This is a genomic window from Pseudomonas sp. A-R-19 (assembly GCF_019956575.1).
Lineage (GTDB): Bacteria > Pseudomonadota > Gammaproteobacteria > Pseudomonadales > Pseudomonadaceae > Aquipseudomonas.
On sequence record NZ_JAHBDR010000039.1, the window covers coordinates 78,954 to 103,047 of the forward strand.

Annotated in this window: 21 protein-coding genes and 3 tRNA genes; 23 read left to right on the forward strand and 1 reads right to left on the reverse strand. The window is 58.4% G+C overall.

Annotation, left to right across the window (positions count from 1 at the left end):
• Positions 1-28 precede the first annotated feature (28 nt).
• The 6 genes from dnaJ to KGA88_RS07890 all read left to right on the forward strand — a co-directional run bounded on the left by dnaJ (position 29) and on the right by KGA88_RS07890 (position 7,612).
• Positions 29-1,153, forward strand: coding sequence for a molecular chaperone DnaJ (dnaJ, locus tag KGA88_RS07865; protein WP_110657818.1), 1,125 nt, complete (start codon positions 29-31; stop codon positions 1,151-1,153).
• A 10-nt stretch (positions 1,154-1,163) separates the two neighbouring features.
• Positions 1,164-1,967, forward strand: a complete 804-nt coding sequence (gene dapB / locus KGA88_RS07870; protein WP_110657820.1) for a 4-hydroxy-tetrahydrodipicolinate reductase — start codon at positions 1,164-1,166, stop codon at positions 1,965-1,967.
• Between the two features lie 259 nt (positions 1,968-2,226).
• A complete protein-coding gene (gene carA / locus KGA88_RS07875; RefSeq protein WP_110657822.1) occupies positions 2,227-3,363 on the forward strand; it encodes a glutamine-hydrolyzing carbamoyl-phosphate synthase small subunit in 1,137 nt (378 codons plus the stop codon).
• Positions 3,364-3,478: 115 nt separating this feature from the next.
• On the forward strand, positions 3,479-6,700 hold the full coding sequence (gene carB, locus KGA88_RS07880; RefSeq protein WP_110657824.1) for a carbamoyl-phosphate synthase large subunit: 3,222 nt from the start codon (positions 3,479-3,481) through the stop codon (positions 6,698-6,700).
• Positions 6,701-6,702: 2 nt separating this feature from the next.
• Complete coding sequence (gene greA / locus KGA88_RS07885) at positions 6,703-7,179, forward strand: transcription elongation factor GreA (protein WP_056728592.1); 477 nt, start codon at positions 6,703-6,705, stop codon at positions 7,177-7,179.
• A gap of 28 nt (positions 7,180-7,207) precedes the next feature.
• Complete coding sequence (locus tag KGA88_RS07890) at positions 7,208-7,612, forward strand: MFS transporter (protein WP_110657826.1); 405 nt, start codon at positions 7,208-7,210, stop codon at positions 7,610-7,612.
• A 9-nt stretch (positions 7,613-7,621) separates the two neighbouring features.
• Here KGA88_RS07890 and KGA88_RS07895 read toward each other — a convergent pair whose 3' ends face one another.
• Complete coding sequence (locus KGA88_RS07895) at positions 7,622-7,930, reverse strand: YhbY family RNA-binding protein (protein ID WP_007942889.1); 309 nt, start codon at positions 7,928-7,930, stop codon at positions 7,622-7,624.
• A 101-nt stretch (positions 7,931-8,031) separates the two neighbouring features.
• On the opposite strand from KGA88_RS07895, the gene rlmE reads away from it, so the two are divergent.
• The 17 genes from rlmE (at position 8,032) to KGA88_RS07980 (ending at position 24,030) form a co-directional block, all read left to right on the forward strand.
• Complete coding sequence (gene rlmE, locus KGA88_RS07900) at positions 8,032-8,661, forward strand: 23S rRNA (uridine(2552)-2'-O)-methyltransferase RlmE (RefSeq protein ID WP_110657828.1); 630 nt, start codon at positions 8,032-8,034, stop codon at positions 8,659-8,661.
• Positions 8,662-8,863: 202 nt separating this feature from the next.
• Positions 8,864-10,774, forward strand: a complete 1,911-nt coding sequence (gene ftsH, locus KGA88_RS07905) for an ATP-dependent zinc metalloprotease FtsH (RefSeq protein WP_015093436.1) — start codon at positions 8,864-8,866, stop codon at positions 10,772-10,774.
• A gap of 8 nt (positions 10,775-10,782) precedes the next feature.
• Positions 10,783-11,634, forward strand: coding sequence for a dihydropteroate synthase (folP, locus tag KGA88_RS07910; RefSeq protein ID WP_110657830.1), 852 nt, complete (start codon positions 10,783-10,785; stop codon positions 11,632-11,634).
• A gap of 16 nt (positions 11,635-11,650) precedes the next feature.
• Entirely contained in the window at positions 11,651-12,988 is a 1,338-nt protein-coding gene (gene glmM, locus KGA88_RS07915; RefSeq protein WP_110657833.1) for a phosphoglucosamine mutase, read from the forward strand.
• Between the two features lie 66 nt (positions 12,989-13,054).
• On the forward strand, positions 13,055-13,810 hold the full coding sequence (tpiA, locus tag KGA88_RS07920; protein WP_223590044.1) for a triose-phosphate isomerase: 756 nt from the start codon (positions 13,055-13,057) through the stop codon (positions 13,808-13,810).
• 4 nt (positions 13,811-13,814) lie between these two features.
• Positions 13,815-14,198, forward strand: coding sequence for a preprotein translocase subunit SecG (gene secG / locus KGA88_RS07925; protein ID WP_017336473.1), 384 nt, complete (start codon positions 13,815-13,817; stop codon positions 14,196-14,198).
• Between the two features lie 22 nt (positions 14,199-14,220).
• A tRNA-Leu gene (locus tag KGA88_RS07930) sits at positions 14,221-14,306 on the forward strand.
• A 97-nt stretch (positions 14,307-14,403) separates the two neighbouring features.
• Positions 14,404-14,480: transfer RNA gene (locus tag KGA88_RS07935), tRNA-Met, on the forward strand.
• Between the two features lie 138 nt (positions 14,481-14,618).
• On the forward strand, positions 14,619-15,077 hold the full coding sequence (gene rimP, locus KGA88_RS07940) for a ribosome maturation factor RimP (RefSeq protein ID WP_064387885.1): 459 nt from the start codon (positions 14,619-14,621) through the stop codon (positions 15,075-15,077).
• 59 nt (positions 15,078-15,136) lie between these two features.
• On the forward strand, positions 15,137-16,618 hold the full coding sequence (gene nusA, locus KGA88_RS07945) for a transcription termination factor NusA (protein ID WP_007900474.1): 1,482 nt from the start codon (positions 15,137-15,139) through the stop codon (positions 16,616-16,618).
• A 27-nt stretch (positions 16,619-16,645) separates the two neighbouring features.
• Positions 16,646-19,171, forward strand: a complete 2,526-nt coding sequence (infB, locus tag KGA88_RS07950) for a translation initiation factor IF-2 (protein WP_223590047.1) — start codon at positions 16,646-16,648, stop codon at positions 19,169-19,171.
• A 159-nt stretch (positions 19,172-19,330) separates the two neighbouring features.
• On the forward strand, positions 19,331-19,732 hold the full coding sequence (rbfA, locus tag KGA88_RS07955) for a 30S ribosome-binding factor RbfA (RefSeq protein WP_007973108.1): 402 nt from the start codon (positions 19,331-19,333) through the stop codon (positions 19,730-19,732).
• Positions 19,733-19,735: 3 nt separating this feature from the next.
• Positions 19,736-20,653, forward strand: a complete 918-nt coding sequence (gene truB / locus KGA88_RS07960; RefSeq protein WP_223590049.1) for a tRNA pseudouridine(55) synthase TruB — start codon at positions 19,736-19,738, stop codon at positions 20,651-20,653.
• A gap of 142 nt (positions 20,654-20,795) precedes the next feature.
• On the forward strand, positions 20,796-21,065 hold the full coding sequence (rpsO, locus tag KGA88_RS07965) for a 30S ribosomal protein S15 (RefSeq protein WP_003177875.1): 270 nt from the start codon (positions 20,796-20,798) through the stop codon (positions 21,063-21,065).
• Between the two features lie 206 nt (positions 21,066-21,271).
• Positions 21,272-23,377 carry a polyribonucleotide nucleotidyltransferase gene (pnp, locus tag KGA88_RS07970; protein WP_053117036.1) on the forward strand — a complete coding sequence of 702 codons (2,106 nt, stop codon included), beginning with the start codon at positions 21,272-21,274 and terminating at the stop codon, positions 23,375-23,377.
• Positions 23,378-23,515: 138 nt separating this feature from the next.
• Positions 23,516-23,591, forward strand: a tRNA-Thr gene (locus KGA88_RS07975).
• 133 nt (positions 23,592-23,724) lie between these two features.
• Positions 23,725-24,030: a DUF6388 family protein gene (locus tag KGA88_RS07980; RefSeq protein WP_223590052.1), complete on the forward strand. Its 306-nt coding sequence runs from the start codon at positions 23,725-23,727 to the stop codon at positions 24,028-24,030.
• The last annotated feature ends 64 nt before the right edge of the window (positions 24,031-24,094 follow it).

Below are 24,094 nucleotides of genomic sequence, written 5' to 3' on the forward strand. Positions count from 1 at the left end.
CCGGACGTCCTCAAGAGTGCAAAGACTTATGGCAAAGCGTGACTATTACGAAGTATTGGGTGTTGAGCGAGGCACAAGCGAGGCGGACCTGAAAAAGGCCTACCGTCGCCTGGCGATGAAGCACCACCCGGACCGTAATCCCGATGACAAGGCGTCGGAAGAGATGTTCAAGGAGGCCAACGAGGCCTACGAAGTGCTGTCCGATTCCAGCAAGCGCGCGGCGTACGACCAGTACGGTCATGCCGGTGTCGACCCGAGCATGGGTGGTGGCGGTGCCGGTTTCGGCGGCCAGAACTTCTCCGACATCTTTGGCGATGTCTTCAGCGATTTCTTCGGTGGTGGTCGCGGCGGTTCCCGTGGCGGCGCTCAGCGCGGCAGCGATTTGCGCTACACGCTGGAACTGGACCTGGAAGAAGCGGTACGCGGCACGACCGTGAATATCCGCGTTCCGACGCTGGTCAACTGCAAGCCTTGCGACGGCTCCGGTGCCAAGAAAGGTTCTGCTCCGGTGACTTGCCCGACTTGCGGCGGTATCGGTCAGGTGCGCATGCAGCAGGGCTTCTTCTCGGTGCAGCAGACCTGCCCGCGCTGCCATGGCCAAGGCAAGATCATTTCCGATCCGTGCGATTCCTGCCACGGCGAAGGTCGTGTCGAAGAGTACAAGACCCTGTCGGTGAAAGTGCCGGCCGGTGTCGATACCGGTGATCGCATTCGTCTGTCCGGCGAAGGCGAGGCGGGTGCCCAGGGTGGCCCGACTGGCGACCTATACGTGGTGATCAACGTGCGCGAGCACTCGATTTTCCAGCGCGACGGCAAGCACCTGTTCTGCGAAGTGCCGATCAGCTTCGTCGATGCGGCGTTGGGTGGCGAGTTGGAGATCCCGACCCTTGATGGCCGGGTCAAGCTGAAGATCCCTGAGGGGACCCAGACCGGCAAGCAGTTCCGCGTTCGCGGCAAGGGCGTTGCACCGGTGCGTGGCGGTGGTGCGGGTGACTTGATGTGCCGTGTGGCGGTCGAGACGCCGGTCAACTTGAGCCGTCGCCAGCGTGAAATGCTCGAGGAGTTCCGTAGCTCCCTGGCGGACGACAACAGCCATTCGCCAAAAACCACCGGTTGGTTCGAAGGCGTGAAGCGCTTCTTCGGCGATTTGTAAGGAGACGGGCATGCGACGTATTGCAGTGATGGGCGCCGCCGGGCGCATGGGCAAGACCCTGATTGAAGCGGTGCAGCAAACCCCGGGCGCCGGTCTGACGGCGGCGGTGGATCGTCCCGACAGCACGCTGGTCGGCGCGGATGCCGGTGAGTTGGCAGCGCTGGGTCGTATCGGCGTGCCTCTGTCTGGTGATCTGGCTCGGGTGGTCGACGAGTTCGACGTGCTGATCGACTTCACGCACCCGACGGTGACCCTGAAGAACCTGGCTTTCTGCCGTAAGCACGGCAAGGCGATGATCATCGGTACCACCGGTTTCAGCGTTGAAGAAAAGCAGCTGCTGGCGGAAGCGGGCAAGGACATTCCGATTGTCTTCGCGGCCAACTTCAGTGTCGGCGTCAACCTGTGCCTGAAGTTGCTCGACACGGCCGCTCGAGTGTTGGGCGACGATGTCGATATCGAAATCACCGAAGCTCACCATCGGCATAAGGTCGATGCGCCGTCCGGCACTGCCGTGCGCATGGGTGAAGTGATTGCCGATGCGCTGGGCCGTGATCTGAAGAAGGTGGCGGTGTATGGCCGTGAGGGTCAGACCGGCGCTCGTGATCGCGAGACCATTGGTTTCGCCACGGTGCGTGCCGGTGACATCGTTGGTGACCACACCGTGCTGTTCGCCGCCGATGGCGAGCGTGTCGAGATCACTCACAAGGCGTCCAGTCGCATGACCTTCGCCAAGGGCGCGGTACGTGCTGCGTTGTGGCTGGAGGGGCGCGAGCCTGGCCTTTACGACATGCAAGACGTGCTCGATCTGCGTTAAGATGCACCCGAAATCGGGCTCGCGCACAGCGTTTGAGCCCGGTTTTGTTCCGCCAAGCGACGTCCTGTCGCATTCTCCAGCCTTTAAGGCTCATTGGCGGTAGACCAAAAAGGCCTTTTTCTGTAAGCTACAGCTTTAGTGTGTCCACTAAAAGCGCGCAGAATAATTCAGTGAAGAAGCGGGGTGACGTGTCCATACGTCACTCCGCTTTTTTACAACCTGCGATCGCCCTTTCAGGCTTTATTTACGGGAGGTCTTCTTGACTAAGCCAGCCATACTCGCCCTTGCTGATGGCAGCATTTTTCGCGGCGAAGCCATTGGAGCCGACGGTCAGACCGTTGGTGAGGTGGTGTTCAACACCGCAATGACCGGCTATCAGGAAATCCTTACCGATCCTTCCTACGCCCAACAGATCGTTACCCTGACTTACCCGCACATCGGCAACACCGGCACCACGCCGGAAGACGCCGAGTCCAACCGCGTCTGGTCTGCCGGCCTGGTCATCCGTGACCTGCCACTGGTTGCGAGCAACTGGCGTAACACGATGTCCCTGTCCGACTACCTGAAGGCCAACAACGTTGTGGCCATCGCCGGTATCGACACCCGCCGCCTGACACGCATCCTGCGTGAAAAAGGCGCGCAGAACGGCTGCATCATGGCCGGTGACAACATTTCCGAAGCAGCCGCCATCGCCGCCGCCCAGGGTTTCCCTGGCCTCAAGGGCATGGACCTGGCAAAGGTCGTCAGCACCACAGAGAAGTACGAGTGGCGCTCGACCGTCTGGGATCTGAAAACCGACAGCCACGCGACCATCGACGCCTCCGAGCTGCCATACCACGTGGTTGCCTACGACTACGGCGTCAAGGTGAACATCCTGCGCATGCTGGTCGAGCGCGGTTGCCGCGTGACCGTCGTGCCGGCGCAAACCCCTGCTGCCGACGTACTGGCCCTGAAGCCGGACGGCGTGTTCCTGTCCAACGGCCCTGGTGATCCGGAGCCTTGCGACTACGCGATCCAGGCGATCAAGGACGTGCTGGAAACCGAGATCCCGGTCTTCGGTATCTGCCTCGGTCACCAGCTGCTGGCCCTGGCCTCCGGCGCCAAGACCCTGAAAATGGGCCATGGCCACCACGGTGCCAACCACCCGGTCCAGGACCTGGACAGCGGTGTGGTGATGATCACCAGCCAGAACCACGGTTTTGCGGTAGACGAAGCGACCCTGCCAGCCAACGTCCGCGCGATTCACAAATCGCTGTTCGACGGCACCCTGCAAGGTATCGAGCGTACCGACAAGAGCGCCTTCAGCTTCCAGGGTCACCCGGAAGCCAGCCCTGGCCCGAACGACGTAGCGCCATTGTTCGATCGCTTCATCAACGAGATGGCCAAGCGACGCTGATCGCTCGCCTTGATGTAGCAAGGCTTGAGGGCGGTCCCGATGCCGGTGGCCCCCTCAAGTCAGAGATTGAACAAGACGGCTTGCCGACTGACCTGCGGATTTGAGTGACAAACCCATGCCAAAACGTACAGACATTAAAAGCATCCTTATTCTCGGCGCTGGCCCGATCGTAATCGGCCAGGCCTGCGAATTCGACTACTCCGGCGCCCAGGCCTGTAAAGCCCTGCGCGAAGAGGGCTACCGCGTCATCCTGGTGAACTCCAACCCGGCCACCATCATGACCGACCCGGCCATGGCCGACGCTACTTACATCGAGCCGATCAAGTGGCAGACCGTTGCCAAGATCATCGAGAAAGAGCGTCCGGACGCGCTGCTGCCAACCATGGGTGGCCAGACCGCTCTGAACTGCGCCCTGGACCTGGAGCGCGAAGGCGTTCTGGAGAAGTTCGGCGTAGAAATGATCGGTGCCAACGCTGACACCATCGACAAGGCTGAAGACCGCTCGCGTTTCGACAAGGCGATGAAATCCATCGGCCTGGCGTGCCCGCGTTCCGGTATCGCCCACAGCATGGAAGAGGCCAATGCGGTCCTCGAGAAGCTCGGCTTCCCGTGCATCATCCGTCCGTCCTTCACCATGGGCGGCACCGGCGGCGGTATCGCTTACAACCGTGAAGAGTTCGAAGAAATCTGCGCCCGTGGTCTGGACCTGTCGCCGACCAAAGAGCTGCTGATCGACGAATCGCTGATCGGCTGGAAAGAGTACGAGATGGAGGTTGTCCGCGATAAGAAGGACAACTGCATCATCGTCTGCTCCATCGAAAACTTCGACCCGATGGGCGTGCACACCGGTGACTCGATCACCGTGGCACCGGCACAGACCCTGACTGACAAGGAATACCAGATCCTGCGCAACGCCTCCCTGGCGGTACTGCGTGAGATCGGCGTTGAAACCGGCGGTTCCAACGTGCAGTTCGGTATTTGCCCGAACACCGGCCGCATGGTCGTGATCGAGATGAACCCGCGTGTATCGCGTTCCTCGGCACTGGCTTCGAAAGCCACCGGTTTCCCGATCGCCAAGGTCGCGGCCAAGCTGGCCGTGGGCTACACCCTCGACGAGCTGTCGAACGACATCACCGGCGGCAAGACTCCGGCGTCCTTCGAACCGTCCATCGACTACGTCGTGACCAAGCTGCCGCGTTTTGCCTTCGAGAAATTCCCGAAAGCCGACGCCCGCCTGACCACGCAAATGAAGTCGGTCGGTGAAGTCATGGCCATCGGCCGTACCTTCCAGGAATCCCTGCAGAAAGCCCTGCGCGGTCTGGAAGTCGGCGTTTGCGGCCTGGACGAGAAGGTTGATCTGAGCAATCCGGAAAGCATGAGCGTGCTCAAGCGCGAGCTGACCGTGCCGGGCGCCGAGCGTATCTGGTACGTGGCGGACGCAATGCGCGCCGGCATGACTGTCGAAGACATCTTCGGCATGACCATGATCGACCCTTGGTTCCTGGTGCAGATGGAAGACCTGATCAAGGAAGAAGAGAAGGTCAAGACCCTGGGCCTGACCAGCATCGACCGCGACCTGATGTTCCGTCTCAAGCGCAAAGGCTTCTCCGACATGCGCCTGGCCAAGCTGCTGGGTGTCACCGAGAAGAGCTTGCGTGCTCACCGTCACAAGCTGGAAATCTTCCCGGTCTACAAGCGCGTCGACACCTGCGCTGCCGAGTTCGCCACCGATACCGCTTACCTGTACTCGACCTACGAGGAAGAGTGCGAGGCCGCGCCATCGGGTCGCGACAAGATCATGATCCTGGGCGGCGGTCCTAACCGTATCGGCCAGGGCATCGAGTTCGACTACTGCTGCGTACACGCGGCACTGGCCCTGCGCGATGACGGGTACGAGACCATCATGGTCAACTGCAACCCGGAAACTGTTTCCACCGACTACGACACCTCCGATCGCCTGTACTTCGAACCAGTGACCCTGGAAGACGTGCTGGAAATCGTTCGCGTCGAGAAGCCAAAAGGCGTGATCGTCCAGTACGGCGGCCAGACCCCGCTGAAACTGGCGCGTGCCCTGGAAGCCGCCGGCGTGCCGATCATCGGCACCAGCCCTGACGCCATCGACCGCGCCGAAGACCGTGAGCGCTTCCAGCAGATGGTCCAGCGCCTGAACCTGCGTCAGCCGCCAAACGCTACCGTGCGCAGCGAAGACGAAGCGATTCGTGCCGCCAGCAAGATCGGTTACCCGCTGGTGGTGCGTCCGTCCTATGTACTGGGCGGTCGTGCGATGGAAATCGTCTACGAAGAAGAAGAACTCAAGCGCTACCTGCGCGAAGCGGTTCAAGTGTCCAACGACAGCCCGGTGCTGCTGGACCACTTCCTCAACTGCGCGATCGAAATGGACGTCGATGCGGTCTGCGACGGCAAAGACGTGGTGATCGGCGCGATCATGCAGCACATCGAACAGGCTGGCGTTCACTCCGGTGACTCCGCTTGCTCGCTGCCGCCGTACTCGCTGCCGGCGCACATCCAGGACGAGATGCGCGAACAGGTCAAGAAAATGGCCCTGGAACTGGGCGTGATCGGCCTGATGAACGTACAGTTGGCGCTGCAAGGCGACGACATCTACGTCATCGAGGTCAACCCGCGCGCTTCCCGTACCGTACCGTTCGTGTCCAAGTGCATCGGTGTTTCCCTGGCAATGATCGCGGCTCGCGTCATGGCCGGTAAAACCCTGAAGGAAATCGGCTTCACCAAGGAAATCATTCCGAACTTCTACAGCGTGAAAGAGGCGGTGTTCCCGTTCGCCAAATTCCCTGGCGTTGACCCGATCCTCGGCCCAGAGATGAAGTCCACCGGTGAAGTGATGGGCGTGGGCGACACCTTCGGTGAAGCATTCGCCAAGGCCCAGATGGGCGCCAGCGAAGTGCTGCCGACCGGCGGTACTGCGTTCATCAGCGTGCGTGACGACGACAAGCCACTGGTTGCGGGCGTGGCCCGTGATCTGATCAACTTGGGCTTCGAAGTGGTCGCCACTGCCGGTACTGCCAAGCTGATTGAAGCTGCAGGCCTGAAAGTACGCCGCGTTAACAAGGTGACCGAGGGTCGTCCGCACGTGGTCGACATGATCAAGAATGACGAAGTCACCCTGATCATCAACACCACCGAAGGCCGTCAGTCGATCGCTGACTCCTATTCCATTCGTCGCAACGCCCTGCAGCACAAGATCTACTGCACCACCACCATTGCTGCTGGCGAAGCCATCTGCGAAGCGCTGAAGTTCGGTCCCGAGAAGACCGTACGCCGCTTGCAGGATCTACACGCAGGATTGAAGGCATGAGCATAACGAAGTACCCAATGACCGTTCAGGGCGCTCGCGCCCTGGAAGAAGAGCACACTCACCTGACCAAGGTCGTTCGTCCGAAGCTCAGCCAGGACATCGGTACGGCCCGCGAGTTGGGTGACTTGAAGGAAAACGCCGAATACCACGCTGCTCGCGAGCAGCAGGGTATGGTCGAGGCGCGGATTCGTGACATCGAAGGCCGGATTCAGAATCAGGTCATCATCGACGTCACGACCATTCCTCACACTGGCAAGGTTATCTTCGGCACCACCGTCGAAATCGCCAACGTCGAGACTGATGAAAGCGTCACTTACCACATCGTGGGTGAGGATGAAGCTGACTTCAAACTTGGCAAGATTTCAGTCGGCTCGCCCTTGGCTCGTGCCTTGATCGGCAAGGAAGAGGGCGATGTGGTTGCGGTGAAAACGCCAAGTGGCGTTATCGAGTACGAGATTGTCGAAGTTCGTCACATCTGAAGGCCGGCGCCCGCTTCGTGCGGGCGCCATGCTTTGGCAGCTGGCCCAGATGTTGTGGGTCGGCGGCTTGTGGCTGTTGCAGATTGGTCTGTTGCCGGTGCTGGGGCTAATTGGCCTGGCGCCGCTGCTGATCGATGAAATCGCAGGCACGCTCAATGCACTCGTAGTGGGATTCGCTACGGCGTGTGTGATTTTTCAGGCTTTGGTGCTGATCAAGACCGAGGGCCTTGCCAGTCTATGGCGAGAAATTCGCGGACAACTGCTGTTGATGGCGCTGTGTGCGTGCGCGATGTACTTCGCGGTGCGTTTCGGTTGGCCGGATGCGCTGCGTTGGCAGACGTTCAGCTATCTTGTTCTGGGCTTTTCCGGGCTGGTGCTGGTGTTGCAGCCGGTGCCGGGATGGAGTGGCAGGGTGCGCGAAGCACACCCCTGACCCTTGCCATCACTTGAAACGATGGACGTTCGACAGCTGCTTGTTGACGCTGAAGTTCTTGCGGTAGATCAGTGCCATCTTGCCGATGACCTGGACCAGGTCCGCTTTGCCGACCTTGCAGAGCTCTGCAATGGACGCCAGGCGCGATTCACGATCGAGGATGTTGAGCTTGATCTTGATCAGCTCGTGATCCGCCAAAGCGCGTTCGAGTTCGGCTAACACACCTTCAGTCAAACCATTATCTGCCACAATCAGAACCGGTTTCAGATGGTGGCCAATGGATTTGTACTGTTTCTTCTGCTCTTGAGTGAGCGGCATAATCTGACCCTTTCGTCTGGATTCTGTAAAATGGCGGCCATTTTACCCGAGGGTTCGTGACTCCGCCCAACTAATCACGACCCTTATCATCGAGGTGCCCAATGGCGCGTTCCAAGACAAGCCTTGAGTGGCTGAAAAGACATGTCAATGATCCCTATGTGAAGCAGGCGCAGAAGGACGGCTACCGCTCGCGGGCGAGTTACAAGCTTCTGGAAATCCAGGAGAAGTACAAACTGATTCGTCCGGGCATGAGCGTTGTCGACCTGGGTGCAGCGCCCGGTGGCTGGTCGCAGGTTACCAGTCGGCTGATCGGTGGTCAGGGGCGTCTGATCGCCTCGGACATCCTGGAAATGGACAGCATTCCGGACGTAACTTTCATTCAGGGTGACTTCACCCAGGACGAAGTGCTCGCTCGGATCCTTGAGGCCGTGGGTAATTCGCAGGTGGACCTTGTGATTTCCGATATGGCCCCCAATATGAGTGGTACGCCTGAAGTGGACATGCCCAAAGCCATGTTCCTGTGTGAGCTGGCGCTTGATCTGGCGGAGCGGATACTCAAGCCTGGTGGTAATTTCGTGATCAAGATTTTTCAGGGTGAAGGTTTCGATGTTTACCTGAAGGACGCCCGTAAGAAATTCGACAAGATCCAGATGATCAAGCCGGATTCTTCTCGTGGCAGCTCTCGCGAGCAATACATGCTGGCTTGGGGCTATCGCGGTCGCAGTGAATAAAACGAGCTTTTTTGGCCGGGGCGATAGGTTTTTCGTATTTCGCCTCGCGTGCATAAGCGAATATTGTGTAGAAAGTGTTTCACAAAGGGTTACAGACGGCGCCTGCCAAGTCGTAGGTAATGTAGTAAGTTAGGCCGGTGAATATCATGCGAAGCGCGCGCCAGTAGCGGAGCTTGCTTCAGAGGGTAGTTAATTGAACGATATGGCAAAGAATCTGATCCTGTGGTTGATCATCGCGGCTGTCCTGGTGACGGTGATGAACAACTTCTCCAGCCCTAACGAGCCGCAGACCCTCAACTATTCCGACTTCATCCAGCAGGTCAAGGATGGCAAGGTCGAGCGCGTCGCGGTTGATGGCTACGTGATTACCGGCAAGCGCAACGATGGCGACAGCTTCAAGACCATTCGCCCGGCGATCCAGGACAACGGCCTGATCGGCGACCTGGTGGATAACCACGTCGTGGTCGAAGGCAAGCAGCCTGAGCAGCAAAGCATCTGGACTCAGCTTCTGGTCGCCAGCTTCCCTATCCTCGTGATCATCGCCGTGTTCATGTTCTTCATGCGGCAGATGCAGGGCGGTGCCGGTGGCAAGGGCGGGCCGATGAGCTTTGGTAAAAGCAAGGCGCGCCTGCTCTCCGAGGATCAGGTGAAAACCACCCTGGCTGACGTTGCCGGTTGCGACGAAGCCAAGGAAGAAGTCGGTGAGTTGGTCGAGTTCCTGCGCGATCCGGGCAAGTTCCAGCGCCTGGGTGGTCGCATTCCACGCGGCGTGCTGATGGTTGGTCCTCCAGGTACCGGTAAAACCTTGCTGGCCAAGGCTATCGCCGGCGAAGCCAAAGTACCGTTCTTCACCATTTCCGGTTCCGACTTCGTCGAAATGTTCGTCGGTGTCGGTGCCAGCCGTGTTCGTGACATGTTCGAGCAGGCCAAGAAACACGCTCCATGCATCATCTTCATCGACGAAATCGATGCGGTCGGTCGCCATCGTGGTGCTGGCATGGGTGGTGGTCACGACGAGCGCGAGCAGACTCTCAACCAGTTGCTGGTCGAGATGGACGGCTTCGAAATGAACGACGGCATCATCGTGATTGCCGCGACCAACCGTCCTGACGTACTGGACCCTGCGCTGCTGCGTCCGGGCCGATTCGACCGCCAGGTTGTTGTGGGTCTGCCGGACATCCGTGGTCGCGAACAGATTCTCAAGGTTCACATGCGCAAAGTGCCGATGGGCGACGACGTTGCCCCGGCCGTGATCGCTCGTGGTACTCCAGGCTTCTCCGGTGCCGACCTGGCTAACCTGGTGAACGAGGCCTCGTTGTTCGCTGCCCGTGCCGGCAAGCGCATCGTCGAGATGAAAGAATTCGAATTGGCCAAAGACAAGATCATGATGGGCGCCGAGCGCAAATCCATGGTCATGTCCGAGAAAGAAAAGCAGAACACGGCTTATCACGAAGCGGGCCACGCCATTGTGGGTCGTGTCGTACCTGAGCATGATCCGGTGTACAAGGTGTCGATCATCCCGCGCGGTCGTGCGCTGGGTGTGACCATGTTCCTGCCGGAAGAAGACCGTTACAGCCTGTCCAAGCGTGCATTGATCAGCCAGATCTGCTCGCTGTACGGCGGTCGTATCGCTGAAGAAATGACCCTGGGCTTCGATGGCGTGACCACCGGTGCTTCCAACGACATCATGCGCGCCAGCCAGATTGCGCGGAACATGGTGACCAAGTGGGGTCTTTCGGAAAAACTCGGTCCGTTGATGTATGCCGAAGAAGAAGGCGAAGTGTTCCTTGGTCGCGGCGGTGGCGGTCAGAGTGCGAGCTTCTCCGGTGAGACAGCCAAGCTGATCGACTCCGAAGTGCGCAGCATCATCGATCAGTGCTATGGCACGGCGAAGCAGATTCTCACGGACAACCGTGACAAGCTCGACGCGATGGCCGATGCCTTGATGAAGTACGAAACCATCGATGCCGAGCAGATCGACGACATCATGGCAGGGCGTACGCCGCGCGAGCCGCGCGACTGGTCGGGTGGCACAGGTACCTCCGGCACCCCTCCGGTGGTGCAGGACGAGCGTCCGGAAACACCGATCGGCGGTCCTGCTGCTGACGTATAAGGTTTGAAATGACTTCTGTTCAGTCCTCGACCCGGTTGCCTTGCGGCAACCGGGTTCTTGATTTGGCCCAGACGCATGTCATGGGTATTCTCAATGTCACTCCTGACTCTTTCTCCGATGGTGGCCAATACAGCCAGCTCGACGCGGCCATGCGCCACGCCGAAGCCATGGTGGCGGCCGGCGCGACGCTGATCGATGTCGGTGGCGAGTCCACCCGGCCTGGCGCCAGGGCGGTGTCGCCCCTGGAGGAGCTGGAGCGCGTGGCGCCCATCGTCGAGCGCATTGCTCGCGAGCTGGACGTCATCATCTCGGTCGACACCTCAACGCCGGCTGTCATGCGTGAAACCGCGCGCCTGGGCGCCGGATTGATCAATGACGTACGTTCGTTGCGTCGCGATGGTGCCCTGGATGCGGCGGCGGCCACTGGCTTGCCGGTTTGCCTGATGCATATGCTGGGGGAGCCCGGCGATATGCAGGACGATCCGCAGTACCAGGACGTTACAAGGGAGGTCGGTGAGTTTCTTGCCGAGCGCATGCATCAATGTTCATTGGCGGGAATTGCCGCTGAGCGGATCATTCTTGATCCCGGCTTTGGTTTCGCTAAAACCTTGCAGCACAACCTAAGCTTGTTCAAGCATATGGAAGCCCTGCATGCCTTGGGGCGGCCCCTGTTGGTCGGGGTTTCGCGAAAGAGCATGATTGGTCAGGCATTGAATCGTCCGGTGGGAGACCGGCTGTATGGTGGTTTGGCGCTCGCAGCGCTGGCTTCGGCGAAAGGTGCGCGTATATTGCGCGTCCATGATGTAGCCGAAACAGTGGATGTGGTGCGGATGATCGCCGCAGTGGAATCAGCCGAATAAGAATGATGGAGCACTTATGAGCAAAAAATATTTTGGTACCGATGGTATTCGTGGGCGTGTCGGTGAATACCCGATTACTCCTGATTTCATGCTCAAGCTCGGCTGGGCAGCAGGTATGGCGTTCCGCAAGATGGGCGCCTGCAAGGTATTGGTAGGCAAGGACACCCGTATCTCCGGCTACATGTTCGAGTCTGCGCTTGAAGCAGGGCTGACCTCGGCGGGTGCCGATGTCATGCTCCTTGGTCCGATGCCAACCCCGGCGATTGCCTACCTGACGCGTACCTTTCATGCCGAAGCGGGCATCGTCATCAGTGCCTCGCACAATCCGCATGATGACAATGGCATCAAGTTTTTCTCCGGCAAGGGCACCAAGCTACCGGATGAAGTCGAGCACATGATCGAAGAGCTGCTCGATACCCCGATGACTGTGGTTGAGTCGAGCAAGATCGGCAAGGTGTCGCGAATCAATGACGCCTCGGGTCGGTATATCGAATTCTGCAAGAGCAGTGTGCCGACCGGTACCAGCTTTACCGGCCTCAAGATTGTGATCGACTGCGCCCATGGTGCGACCTATAAAGTGGCGCCGAGTGTGTTTCGTGAGTTGGGTGCCGAGGTCGTGGTCTTGTCCGCGCAGCCCAATGGTTTGAATATCAATGACAACTGCGGCTCGACCCATATGGGGCAGCTGCAGGCGGCTGTGCTGGCTGAGCACGCCGATCTGGGTATCGCCTTCGATGGTGATGGCGACCGGGTGTTGATGGTGGATCACACGGGAGCCATCGTCGATGGTGATGAGTTGCTGTTCATCATTGCTCGCGCCCTGCATGAGCGAGACAAGCTGCAAGGTGGTGTAGTCGGTACGCTGATGAGCAACTTGGGGCTGGAGTTGGCCTTGGCCGACCTGGCGATCCCCTTTGTTCGCGCCAATGTGGGTGACCGTTATGTGATTGCTGATCTGCTGGAGCGCAACTGGCTGGTCGGTGGCGAAAATTCGGGTCATATCGTTTGCTTCAATCACACCACCACTGGTGATGCGATTATTGCCGCGTTGCAGGTGCTGATGGCGTTGAAAACCCGCGGGCAAGGTTTGGCTGAAGCGCGTCAGGCGTTGCGCAAGTGCCCTCAGGTGCTGATCAATGTGCGTTTCGGTGGCGGTGCAAACCCTCTCGAACACCCGTCGGTCAAGGAAGCCAGCGAGCGTGTGACCAAGGCCATGGCAGGTCGGGGGCGTGTGCTGTTGCGCAAGTCCGGTACCGAGCCGCTGGTGCGTGTCATGGTCGAAGGCGAAGACGAAACCCTGGTTCGCGGCTATGCCGAAGAGCTGGCAAAACTGGTTACTGAAGTTTCTGCCTGAATTCGGCTTGCCAGCCTTGATTGTGTTGGGTAACATCTGCGCCCACTTTGACCGACGAGGTACAGCATGCGTCGCCCTATGGTAGCTGGTAACTGGAAGATGCACGGTACCCGCGCCAGCGTCGCTGAGCTGATCAACGGCCTTCGTGACTTGGCCTTGCCGAGCGGTGTTGATGTCGCGGTATTCCCGCCTTTCCTGCATATCAATCAAGTGATTGATGGCCTGGAAGGAAAGTCGATTTCGGTCGGCGCGCAGAATGCTGCGGTGGAATCCGGACAAGGTGCGTTGACCGGTGAAGTTGCACCGAGTCAGTTGGTGGATGCAGGTTGTTCCCTGGTACTTGTCGGGCACTCCGAACGCCGCCAGATTATGGGCGAGCAGGACGCGGTGCTGATTCGCAAGTTCGCAGCGGCGCAGGCATGTGGCTTGATTCCGGTGTTGTGCATAGGGGAAACCCTTGAGCAGCGTGAAGCTGGAAAGACTCTTGAGGTTGTCTCGCGTCAGCTTGGCAGTATCATTGAGGAGCTGGGTGTCGGTGCCTTTGCCAAGGCAGTGATCGCTTACGAGCCGGTCTGGGCCATTGGTACCGGGCTGACTGCAACGCCGCAACAGGCGCAGGATGTGCATGCAGCCATTCGCGCTCAGTTGGCGGCAGAGAATTCTGAGGTCGCACAAGGTGTGCGGCTTCTATACGGCGGCAGCGTGAAGGCGGCCAATGCGGTCGAACTGTTCGGCATGCCGGATATCGATGGGGGCCTCATTGGTGGGGCTTCCCTGAATGCAGATGAGTTCGGTGCGATTTGTCGCGCCGCGGGAAACTGAAAAAATGCTGGAAACAGTCGTAGTCGTTTTTCATCTGCTGGGTGCATTGGGCGTAGTAGCTCTGGTTTTGCTGCAGCAGGGTAAAGGTGCGGACGCTGGCGCGTCTTTCGGAGCAGGTGCTTCAAATACTGTGTTCGGAAGCCAAGGTTCCTCTACCTTTCTTAGTAAGTTTACTGCTATACTTGCCGCAGGTTTTTTCATAACCAGCTTGGGGTTAGGTTACTTTGCTAAAGAGAAGGCTCACCAGCTGACTCAAGTAGGTCTGCCAAACCCAGCGGTACTGGAAGTTCCAAAGCAACAACCGGCTTCTGATGATGTCCCGGTGCTTCAAGAGCAAAAGTCGGCTACTCCAGCGACTGACGTACCTCCAGCTCAAGAGCAGAAGTAAGAAGGGTTTCAAACGTAGTATTGCCGAGGTGGTGGAATTGGTAGACACGCAACCTTGAGGTGGTTGTGCCCATAGGGTGTAGGGGTTCGAGTCCCCTTCTCGGTACCAATTAGTCAGGAGAGCCCGCTGTTGCGGGCTTTCTTGCAGGTGGAAGGTTACATTGACCCTGTAGGGGATCGGTCGTATACTTCCGCCCCAGCTTTGTCGCGGGGTGGAGCAGTCTGGTAGCTCGTCGGGCTCATAACCCGAAGGTCGTCGGTTCAAATCCGGCCCCCGCAACCAGTTTAAGGAGCCCCTTTTAAGGGGCTTTTTGTTAGCTGGACACTTTCTACGCCGCTGTTCGACGGCGTTTCAAGGATGGGCGTTTCGCCCATTTTTTTATTTTGCATAGCATGCACATACATGCACTAGGGGGTTCAGGTGTCGAGCAAGCTAGAAGAGTTGCAGGCCTTGCTGGCCCCGGTGGTCGTGGCCCTAGGCTATGAATGCTGGGGTATCGAGTTTTCGGCTCAGGGTCGTCACTCGATGTTGCGCGTTTATATCGATAAAGAGGGCGGCGTGCTGGTGGACGATTGTGCCATCGTCAGCCGTCAGATCAGCGGTGTGCTGGATGTTGAAGATCCAATCACCGTTGAGTACACCCTTGAAGTTTCCTCGCCTGGCATGGAACGCCCTCTGTTCACTCTTGAGCAGTTTGCAAAATTTGCCGGTGAACAAGTGAAGATCAAGCTGCGCTCGCCTTTTGAAGGACGACGCAACTTTCAGGGCCTTCTGCGCGGCGTAGAAGAGCAGGATGTCGTGGTGCAGGTGGAAGACCACGAGTTCCTGTTGCCGATCGATATGATCGACAAGGCCAACATTATTCCCAGTTTTGACTGAGGCGTGCCAGATACTGCGGATCCCGCGGATCCAATGGCTTGCGAAAGGCGAGGCGTACGATGAGCAAAGAAGTACTGCTGGTTGTTGAGTCGGTATCCAACGAAAAGGGTGTACCGGCAAACGTTATTTTTGAAGCGCTGGAGCTGGCCCTGGCCACTGCGACCAAAAAGCGTTTCGAAGACGAAGTTGATCTGCGTGTGGAAATCAATCGCCACACGGGTGCCTACGAGACTTTCCGTCGCTGGACGGTCGTCGAGGAAGCAGACCTGGACGATCCGGCCATCGAAACCTGGCCGAGCAAGGTTGCTGAAACGCACCCTGGCGCCAAGGTCGGTGACGTCGTCGAAGAGAAAATCGAGTCCATCGAGTTCGGGCGCATCGCTGCACAGACTGCCAAGCAGGTCATTGTGCAGAAAGTTCGCGAAGCCGAGCGCGCTCAGGTTGTTGACGCTTATCGCGAGCGCCTGGGTGAAATCATCTCCGGCACCGTGAAAAAAGTCACCCGCGACAACGTGATCGTTGATCTGGGCAACAACGCTGAAGCGTTGCTGGCCCGTGAAGACATCATTTCTCGCGAAACTTTCCGGGTTGGCGTGCGTTTGCGTGCGCTGCTCAAGGAAATCCGCACAGAGAACCGCGGCCCGCAGCTGATCCTGTCGCGTACCGCGCCGGAAATGCTGATCGAGCTGTTCCGCATCGAAGTGCCGGAAATTGCCGAAGGCCTGATCGAAGTGATGGCTGCGTCCCGTGATCCGGGATCCCGCGCCAAGATCGCCGTCCGCTCCAAGGACAAACGCATCGACCCGCAGGGCGCTTGCATCGGTATGCGCGGTTCGCGCGTCCAGGCAGTGTCGGGTGAGTTGGGCGGTGAGCGTGTTGATATCGTTCTGTGGGACGACAACCCGGCTCAGTTCGTGATCAACGCCATGTCCCCGGCCGAGGTTGCGGCAATTATTGTTGACGAAGATGCCCACGCAATGGACATCGCCGTTGGCGCAGACAATCTGGCTCAGGCCATTGGTCGCGGTGGTCAGAACGTGCGTCTGGCCAGCCAGCTGACTGGCTGGACCCTGAACGTGATGACCGAATCGGACATCCAGGCTAAGCAGCAAGCAGAAACCGGCGACATCCTGCGCAACTTCATCGACGAGCTGGAAGTCGACGAAGACCTGGCGCAGGTGCTGGTAGATGAAGGCTTCACCAGCCTGGAAGAGATTGCCTACGTACCGTTGGAAGAAATGCTCAACATCGACGGCTTTGACGAAGAAACCGTCAACGAGCTTCGTGCTCGTGCCAAGGATCGTTTGTTGACCAAAGCCATCGCTACTGAGGAAAAGCTGGCAGACGCCCATCCGGCCGAAGACCTGCTCTCGCTTGAGGGTATGGACAAGGATTTGGCGATGGAACTGGCGGTGCGCGGCGTAATTACCCGCGAAGACCTGGCCGAGCAGTCTATTGACGACCTGCTCGACATCGACGGCATTGACGATGATCGTGCCGGCAAGTTGATCATGGCCGCCCGAGCCCACTGGTTCGAGTAATTAGGCGCGGCCTGAGGAGAGAAGTGCATGACGCAAGTCACGGTGAAACAACTGGCCGATGAGGTCAAAACACCGGTAGAGCGCCTGTTGCAGCAGATGCGTGAGGCAGGTCTGCCGCACACCGCCGCCGAAGAAAGTGTGACTGACAGTGAGAAGCAATCGTTGCTGACTCACTTGAAAAGCAGCCACAAGGCGAAAGTGGAAGAACCACGCAAGATTACGCTGCAGCGTAAAACCACCAGCACCCTGCGGGTTGCTGGCAGCAAAAGCATCAGCGTTGAAGTACGCAAGAAGAAAGTCTTCGTACAGCGCAGCCCGGAAGAAATCGAAGCCGAGCGCAAGCGTGAACTGGATGAACGTCGCGCAGTAGAAAATGCTGCACGTCAGAAGGCTGAAGAAGAAGCCAAGCGTCGCGCCGAAGAAGAAGCGCGTCGCCAGCCTGCTGCTGCGCAGACCGCTCCAGCCGAACCTGTTGCAGCGCCTGCTGTGGTAGCCGAACCTGTGCGTGAAAGCGCACCGGTTGTGGCAGCTGCTCCGGCTCCTGCGGCAGACGCTCGCAAGCGTGACGAACAGCGTCGTCCGGACAAGCCACGTGCCGACGACAACAATCGTCGCGGTAGCGGCGATGGCGAGCGCAAAAACGCTCCGCATCGTGCTTCGGTCAAGGAAAAGGCGCCTGCGCCACGCGTTGCCCCACGTACTACCGACGAAGAAAGCGATGGCTTCCGTCGTGGTGGTCGCGGCAAGGCCAAGCTGAAGAAGCGCAACGCCCACGGTTTCCAGAGCCCAACCGGCCCTGTCGTGCGCGAAGTGAAGATCGGCGAAACCATCACTGTTGGCGACCTCGCTCAACAGATGTCGGTGAAGGCTGCTGAAATCATCAAGTTCATGTTCAAACTGGGTACTCCAGCGACCATCAACCAGGTACTGGATCAGGAAACTGCCCAGTTGGTTGCCGAAGAGCTGGGCCACAAAGTGACCCTGGTCAGCGACACCGCCCTGGAAGATTCCCTGGCCGAGTCCCTGAAGTTTGAAGGCGAGGCAGTTTCCCGTGCACCAGTCGTGACCGTAATGGGCCACGTTGACCACGGTAAGACTTCCCTGCTCGACTACATCCGTCGTGCCAAGGTTGCAGCTGGCGAAGCCGGCGGCATCACCCAGCACATCGGTGCATACCACGTTGAAACCGACCGTGGCATGGTGACGTTCCTCGATACCCCTGGTCACGCCGCGTTTACCGCAATGCGTGCCCGTGGTGCCAAGGCGACCGACATCGTGATCCTGGTGGTTGCAGCGGACGACGGCGTAATGCCGCAGACCATCGAAGCTGTTCAGCATGCCAAGGCTGCGGGTGTTCCGCTGGTCGTGGCTGTGAACAAGATCGACAAGCCAGGTGCTGACCTCGATCGCATTCGTAGCGAACTGTCGGTACACGGCGTGACGTCGGAAGAGTGGGGTGGTGACACGCCATTCGTACCGGTTTCGGCGAAGATGGGTACTGGCGTCGACGAACTGCTCGAAGCGGTACTGCTGCAAGCCGAGGTCCTGGAACTGACTGCAACTCCATCGGCTCCTGGTCGTGGCGTAGTGGTTGAGTCCCGCCTGGACAAGGGCCGTGGCCCGGTGGCTACCGTTCTGGTTCAAGACGGTACCCTGCGCCAGGGCGACATGGTCCTGGTCGGTTCGAACTATGGCCGCGTTCGCGCCATGCTCGACGAGAACGGCAAGCCAATCAAGGAAGCCGGTCCGGCCATCCCTGTCGAGATCCTCGGCCTGGACGGTACCCCGGACGCTGGCGACGAGATGAGCGTGGTTGCCGACGAGAAGAAAGCCCGTGAAGTGGCTCTGTTCCGTCAAGGCAAGTTCCGCGAAGTCAAACTGGCTCGTGCTCACGCAGGCAAGCTGGAAAACATCTTCGAAAGCATGGGCCAGGAAGAGAAGAAGACGCTCAACATCGTCCTCAAATCCGACGTCCGTGGATCGCTGGAAGCGTTGAACGGTGCCTTGAACGGCCTGGGTAACGACGAAGTGCAAGTGCGTGTGGTCGGTGGCGGCGTCGGTGGTATCACCGAATCCGATGCCAACCTGGCTCTGGCCTCCAACGCTGTACTGTTCGGCTTCAACGTGCGTGCCGATGCCGGTGCGCGCAAGATCGTCGAGCAGGAAGGTCTGGATATGCGTTACTACAACGTGATCTACGACATCATCGAAGACGTCAAGAAAGCCCTGACCGGCATGCTCGGCAGCGACGTTCGCGAGAACATCCTGGGTATCGCCGAAGTGCGTGACGTGTTCCGTTCGCCGAAGTTTGGCGCGATCGCCGGTTGCATGGTTATCGAAGGTGTTGTTCACCGTAACCGTCCAATCCGTGTACTGCGTGAAGACATCGTTATCTTCGAAGGCGAGCTGGAATCCCTGCGTCGCTTCAAGGATGACGCTTCCGAAGTACGTGCCGGCATGGAATGCGGTATCGGCGTGAAGAGCTACAACGACGTCAAGGTCGGTGACAAGATCGAAGTCTTCGAGAAGGTGCAGGTTGCTCGCAGCCTCTAATTCGCGCACTTCAAGAGCCGTGACGGGTAGCCGCATGCAAGTGCGCAGCTCGCCACCAGGACTCTAAACGCAACGCCCGGTCTGGCTTTTGTCAGGCCGGGCGTTTGCCGCTTTCAGACCTCACGGGTTTCACCGTGGGGCAGTAACAGGTAACAGGACATGGCAAAAGAATATAGCCGTACCCAACGCATCGGCGATCAGATGCAGCGTGAGCTGGCACAACTGATCCGTCGTGAAGTAAAAGACCCGCGCGTCGGCCTGGTCACCATTACCGCAGTGGAAGTCAGCCGTGACGTCGGTCACGCCAAGATCTTCATCACCGTGATGGGGCAGGACAGCGCCGAGGAAATCGCACAAAGCATCAAGGTGCTCAACTCCGCCGCCGGTTTCCTGCGCATGCAGCTGGCTCGCGAGATGAAGCTGCGCAGCGTTCCACAGCTGCACTTCCACTACGACGAAAGCGTCGTGCGTGGCGCGCACCTGTCGGCATTGATCGAGCGCGCAGTGGCTGAAGACAATCAGCATCCGGTTGCGGCAGAAGCCGAAGACACCAAGGAGTAATCGGTGGCTCAGGTCAAACGTATCCGTCGTAACGTCAGCGGCATTATCCTTCTCGACAAGCCGCTGGGGTTCACCTCCAACGCGGCCTTGCAGAAGGTTCGCTGGTTGCTGAACGCCGAAAAGGCAGGTCATACCGGCAGTCTCGATCCCTTGGCCACCGGCGTGTTGCCGCTGTGCTTCGGCGAGGCGACCAAGTTCTCGCAATACCTGCTCGATTCCGACAAGGGTTATGAAACCCTGGCGCAATTGGGCAAGACCACCACCACGGCGGATGCCGAGGGTGAAGTTTTGCAGGAACGTCCGGTGACCGTTGGTCGCACCGAAGTCGAAGCTGTGCTGCCGAAATTTCGTGGGCAAATCAGTCAGATACCGCCAATGTACTCGGCGCTCAAGCGCGATGGCCAGCCGCTGTACAAGCTGGCTCGTGCAGGCGAAGTAGTGGAGCGCGAACCGCGTTCTGTTACTATTACGCGCTTGGAATTGCTGGCCTTCGAAGGTGATACTGCGCGGCTGTCGGTGGATTGCACTAAAGGCACCTATATCCGCACCCTGGTGGAGGATATCGGTGAGCAACTCGGTTGTGGCGCTTACGTTGCAGAACTGCGACGTACCCAGGCCGGGCCATTCACCCTGGCGCAGACGGTTACCCTGGAAGAGCTGGAAGCAGTACATGCCGAAGGCGGCAATGAAGCGGTCGATCGCTTCCTGATGCCATCGGACAGCGGCCTGCTGGATTGGCCACTGTTGCAGTTCTCGGAAGCGAGCGCGTTCTACTGGCTTAACGGCCAACCGGTACGTGCCCCGGATGCTCCGAAGTTCGGCATGGTGCGAGTACAGGATCACAATGGTCGCTTCATCGGTATCGGTGAAGTGAGCGAAGACGGGCGCATCGCGCCGCGTCGTTTGATTCGGTCAGAATGACCGGAACCGGCCTGTGTAACAGCAGGTCGGCGAGTGTGGCTGTTAACAGGCACGGTCACGACTCATTTTTAGATACAGGGATTTGTCCCTGGCCTGTTGAAACTGTTTTTCTGAAACAGTTTCCTGATAAAAGGATTGCCTCATGGCTCTCGACGTTCAAGAAAAAGCTCAAATCGTTGCTGACTACCAGCAAGCTGTTGGTGACACCGGTTCGCCAGAAGTGCAAGTTGCACTGCTGACCCACAACATCAACAAGCTGCAAGGTCACTTCAAGGCCAACGGTAAAGATCACCACTCCCGTCGTGGTCTGATCCGCATGGTAAACCAGCGTCGTAAGCTGCTGGACTACCTGAAAGGCAAGGATCTGGGTCGCTATCAGACTCTGATCGGTCGCCTGGGTCTGCGTCGCTAATAAGCGATTGCGCTAGAGGTTGGTTGTCTGTCGTGCACCAGCGGGTTTCCCGCAGGTGCATGGCAGGCTCCCAGCCTCAAGTTTTATCTGGATACCTGCTTTGCCTGAGTAACACCTGGACAAGCCAGTCGGGCCGATTCCCGACATTGCCCAAGAATTTCGCAAGAAACCAGTTCCCCCAAGAGCCACAAAGAAGGTAGGACACCGTGAACCCGGTAATCAAAAAATTCCAGTTCGGTCAGTCGACCGTTACCCTCGAGACTGGCCGTATCGCCCGTCAGGCCTCCGGCGCAGTATTGGTCACCGTTGACGACGACGTCAGCGTATTGGTGACCGTAGTCGGTGCAAAACAAGCCGATCCAGGCAAGGGCTTCTTCCCTCTGTCTGTTCACTACCAGGAAAAGACTTACGCTGCCGGTAAGATCCCTGGCGGTTTCTTCAAGCGCGAAGGCCGTCCTTCCGAGAAAGAAACCCTGACTTCCCGACTGATCGACCGTCCGATCCGTCCGCTGTTCCCTGAAGGCTTCATGAACGAAGTGCAGGTAGTCTGCACCGTCGTTTCGACCAGCAAGAAGACCGATCCGGACATCGCTGCGATGATCGGTACCTCGGCTGCCCTGGCTATCTCGGGCATCCCGTTCGACGGCCCGATCGGCGCCGCTCGCGTAGCTTTCCACGAAAGCACCGGCTACCTGCTGAACCCGACTTACGAGCAGCAAGCTGCTTCGAGCCTGGACATGGTCGTTGCCGGTACTTCCGACGCCGTGCTGATGGTTGAATCGGAAGCCAAAGAGCTGACCGAAGACCAGATGCTGGGCGCTGTACTGTTTGCTCACGACGAATTCCAGGTTGTGATCAACGCTGTTAAAGAACTGGCCGCTGAAGCTGCCAAGCCAACCTGGAACTGGGCTCCTGCTCCAGAAGCCACCGAACTGCTGGGCGCTATCCGTGCCGAGTTCGGCGAAGCGATCTCCCAGGCTTACACCATCACCATCAAGGCCGACCGTTACGCTCGCCTGGGTGAGCTGAAGGATCAGGTGGTTGCCAAGCTGTCCGGTGAAGAAGGCCAGCCTTCGTCCAGCGAAGTCAAAGCTGCTTTCGGCGAAATCGAATACCGCACCGTTCGCGAAAACATCGTAAACGGCAAGCCACGTATCGACGGTCGCGACACCAAAACCGTACGCCCACTGAACATCGAAGTCGGCGTTCTGCCGAAGACTCACGGTTCGGCACTGTTCACCCGTGGTGAAACCCAGGCTCTGGTTGTTGCAACACTGGGCACTGCCCGTGACGCACAGCTGCTGGACACCCTGGAAGGCGAGAAAAAAGACCCGTTCATGCTGCACTACAACTTCCCTCCGTTCTCGGTAGGCGAGTGTGGTCGCATGGGTGGCGCTGGTCGTCGTGAAATCGGTCACGGCCGTCTGGCCCGTCGTTCGGTTTCGGCCATGCTGCCAGCCGCTGACGTGTTCCCGTACACCATCCGTGTGGTTTCGGAAATCACCGAATCCAACGGTTCGAGCTCGATGGCTTCCGTTTGCGGTGCTTCCCTGGCCCTGATGGACGCTGGTGTGCCGATGAAAGCGCCGGTTGCCGGTATCGCCATGGGTCTGGTTAAAGAAGGCGAGAAATTCGCAGTCCTGACCGACATCCTCGGTGACGAAGACCACCTGGGCGACATGGACTTCAAGGTAGCTGGTACCGCCAAAGGTGTTACCGCGCTGCAGATGGACATCAAGATCAAAGGCATCACCGAAGAGATCATGGAGATCGCTCTGGGCCAAGCCCTGGAAGCGCGCCTGAACATCCTCGGCCAGATGAACCAGATCATTGGCCAGTCGCGTACCGAGCTGTCGGCCAACGCTCCGACCATGATCGCGATGAAAATCGACACCGACAAAATCCGTGACGTTATCGGTAAAGGCGGCGCGACCATTCGTGCGATCTGTGAAGAGACCAAGGCTTCGATCGACATCGAAGACGACGGTTCGATCAAGATCTTCGGCGAAACCAAGGAAGCGGCAGAAGCTGCTCGTCAGCGCGTACTGGGCATTACCGCTGAAGCTGAAATCGGCAAGATCTACGTCGGCAAGGTTGAGCGCATCGTCGACTTCGGCGCATTCGTCAACATCCTGCCGGGCAAGGACGGCCTGGTTCACATCTCGATGCTGAGCGACGCTCGCGTTGAGAAAGTGACCGACATCCTGAAAGAAGGCCAGGAAGTGGAAGTACTGGTACTGGACGTGGACAACCGCGGCCGTATCAAGCTGTCCATCAAAGACGTGGCAGCAGCCAAGGCTTCGGGCGTTTAATTACGCCTCACGCCTGACCGCTTCAGCGTTGTAAAAAATGCCCTGCAGTGAAAGCTGTGGGGCATTTTTTTGTCTGCAGGAAATTGAGACGTTCCGGAAGTTGCCTGCCCCTGAAGTCAATGCTAGGTTTAGCCCACCGCCCGTGTAGCTCAGCCGGTAGAGCAGCGCACTCGTAACGCGAAGGTCGCAGGTTCGATTCCTGTCTCGGGCACCAGCAAGACTTGTTTTCAGATGATCCCGAATGGTTCTGAAGGCCAGATAAACCGTGCTTCATACGGTTTTTTTGCGTCAGAGAGATCCTTGATGATCCAGATCCATCTTCCATTCCCCAGATCAACGAGAACGCCATGACAATAAAAGAATTGACCCAAGAAGCCAGACACGAAGAAGCGCTGAAGAAGTACGTGCTGGATGCCCCCGAGCTGATGGACGAGATCAAGGACTTGAGTCCCGATGATCAGAAAGACCAGATTCAATGGGCTTTCGAGGACGAGGCCGAAGCCCAGGGTTTGCAGCCATGGGAACTGACCCTCAAGTACACCTCGACGCCTGAGGAGTACGAGACAGAACGCCTGAAACTGCACAAGGAAGCGGCCGAGGTGTTGGGCGTCGAGTGGGAAGAGTACTGCGAGATGAACAATCTGGTGGTTTGAGCAACCTACCTGCCAAGCCGCTTTTGTAGGAGCCCGGCTTGCCGGCGATGGCGATCTCAAGGAC

Coding starts and splice junctions, on each gene's coding strand:
- dnaJ (WP_110657818.1), top strand. CDS start 29: ATGGCAAAGCGTGACTATTACGAAGTATTGGGTGTTGAGCGAGGCACA.
- dapB (WP_110657820.1), top strand. CDS start 1,164: ATGCGACGTATTGCAGTGATGGGCGCCGCCGGGCGCATGGGCAAGACC.
- carB (WP_110657824.1), top strand. CDS start 3,479: ATGCCAAAACGTACAGACATTAAAAGCATCCTTATTCTCGGCGCTGGC.
- KGA88_RS07890 (WP_110657826.1), top strand. CDS start 7,208: ATGCTTTGGCAGCTGGCCCAGATGTTGTGGGTCGGCGGCTTGTGGCTG.
- KGA88_RS07895 (WP_007942889.1), bottom strand. CDS start 7,930: ATGCCGCTCACTCAAGAGCAGAAGAAACAGTACAAATCCATTGGCCAC.
- rlmE (WP_110657828.1), top strand. CDS start 8,032: ATGGCGCGTTCCAAGACAAGCCTTGAGTGGCTGAAAAGACATGTCAAT.
- ftsH (WP_015093436.1), top strand. CDS start 8,864: ATGGCAAAGAATCTGATCCTGTGGTTGATCATCGCGGCTGTCCTGGTG.
- folP (WP_110657830.1), top strand. CDS start 10,783: ATGACTTCTGTTCAGTCCTCGACCCGGTTGCCTTGCGGCAACCGGGTT.
- glmM (WP_110657833.1), top strand. CDS start 11,651: ATGAGCAAAAAATATTTTGGTACCGATGGTATTCGTGGGCGTGTCGGT.
- tpiA (WP_223590044.1), top strand. CDS start 13,055: ATGCGTCGCCCTATGGTAGCTGGTAACTGGAAGATGCACGGTACCCGC.
- secG (WP_017336473.1), top strand. CDS start 13,815: ATGCTGGAAACAGTCGTAGTCGTTTTTCATCTGCTGGGTGCATTGGGC.
- nusA (WP_007900474.1), top strand. CDS start 15,137: ATGAGCAAAGAAGTACTGCTGGTTGTTGAGTCGGTATCCAACGAAAAG.
- infB (WP_223590047.1), top strand. CDS start 16,646: ATGACGCAAGTCACGGTGAAACAACTGGCCGATGAGGTCAAAACACCG.
- rbfA (WP_007973108.1), top strand. CDS start 19,331: ATGGCAAAAGAATATAGCCGTACCCAACGCATCGGCGATCAGATGCAG.
- rpsO (WP_003177875.1), top strand. CDS start 20,796: ATGGCTCTCGACGTTCAAGAAAAAGCTCAAATCGTTGCTGACTACCAG.
- KGA88_RS07980 (WP_223590052.1), top strand. CDS start 23,725: ATGACAATAAAAGAATTGACCCAAGAAGCCAGACACGAAGAAGCGCTG.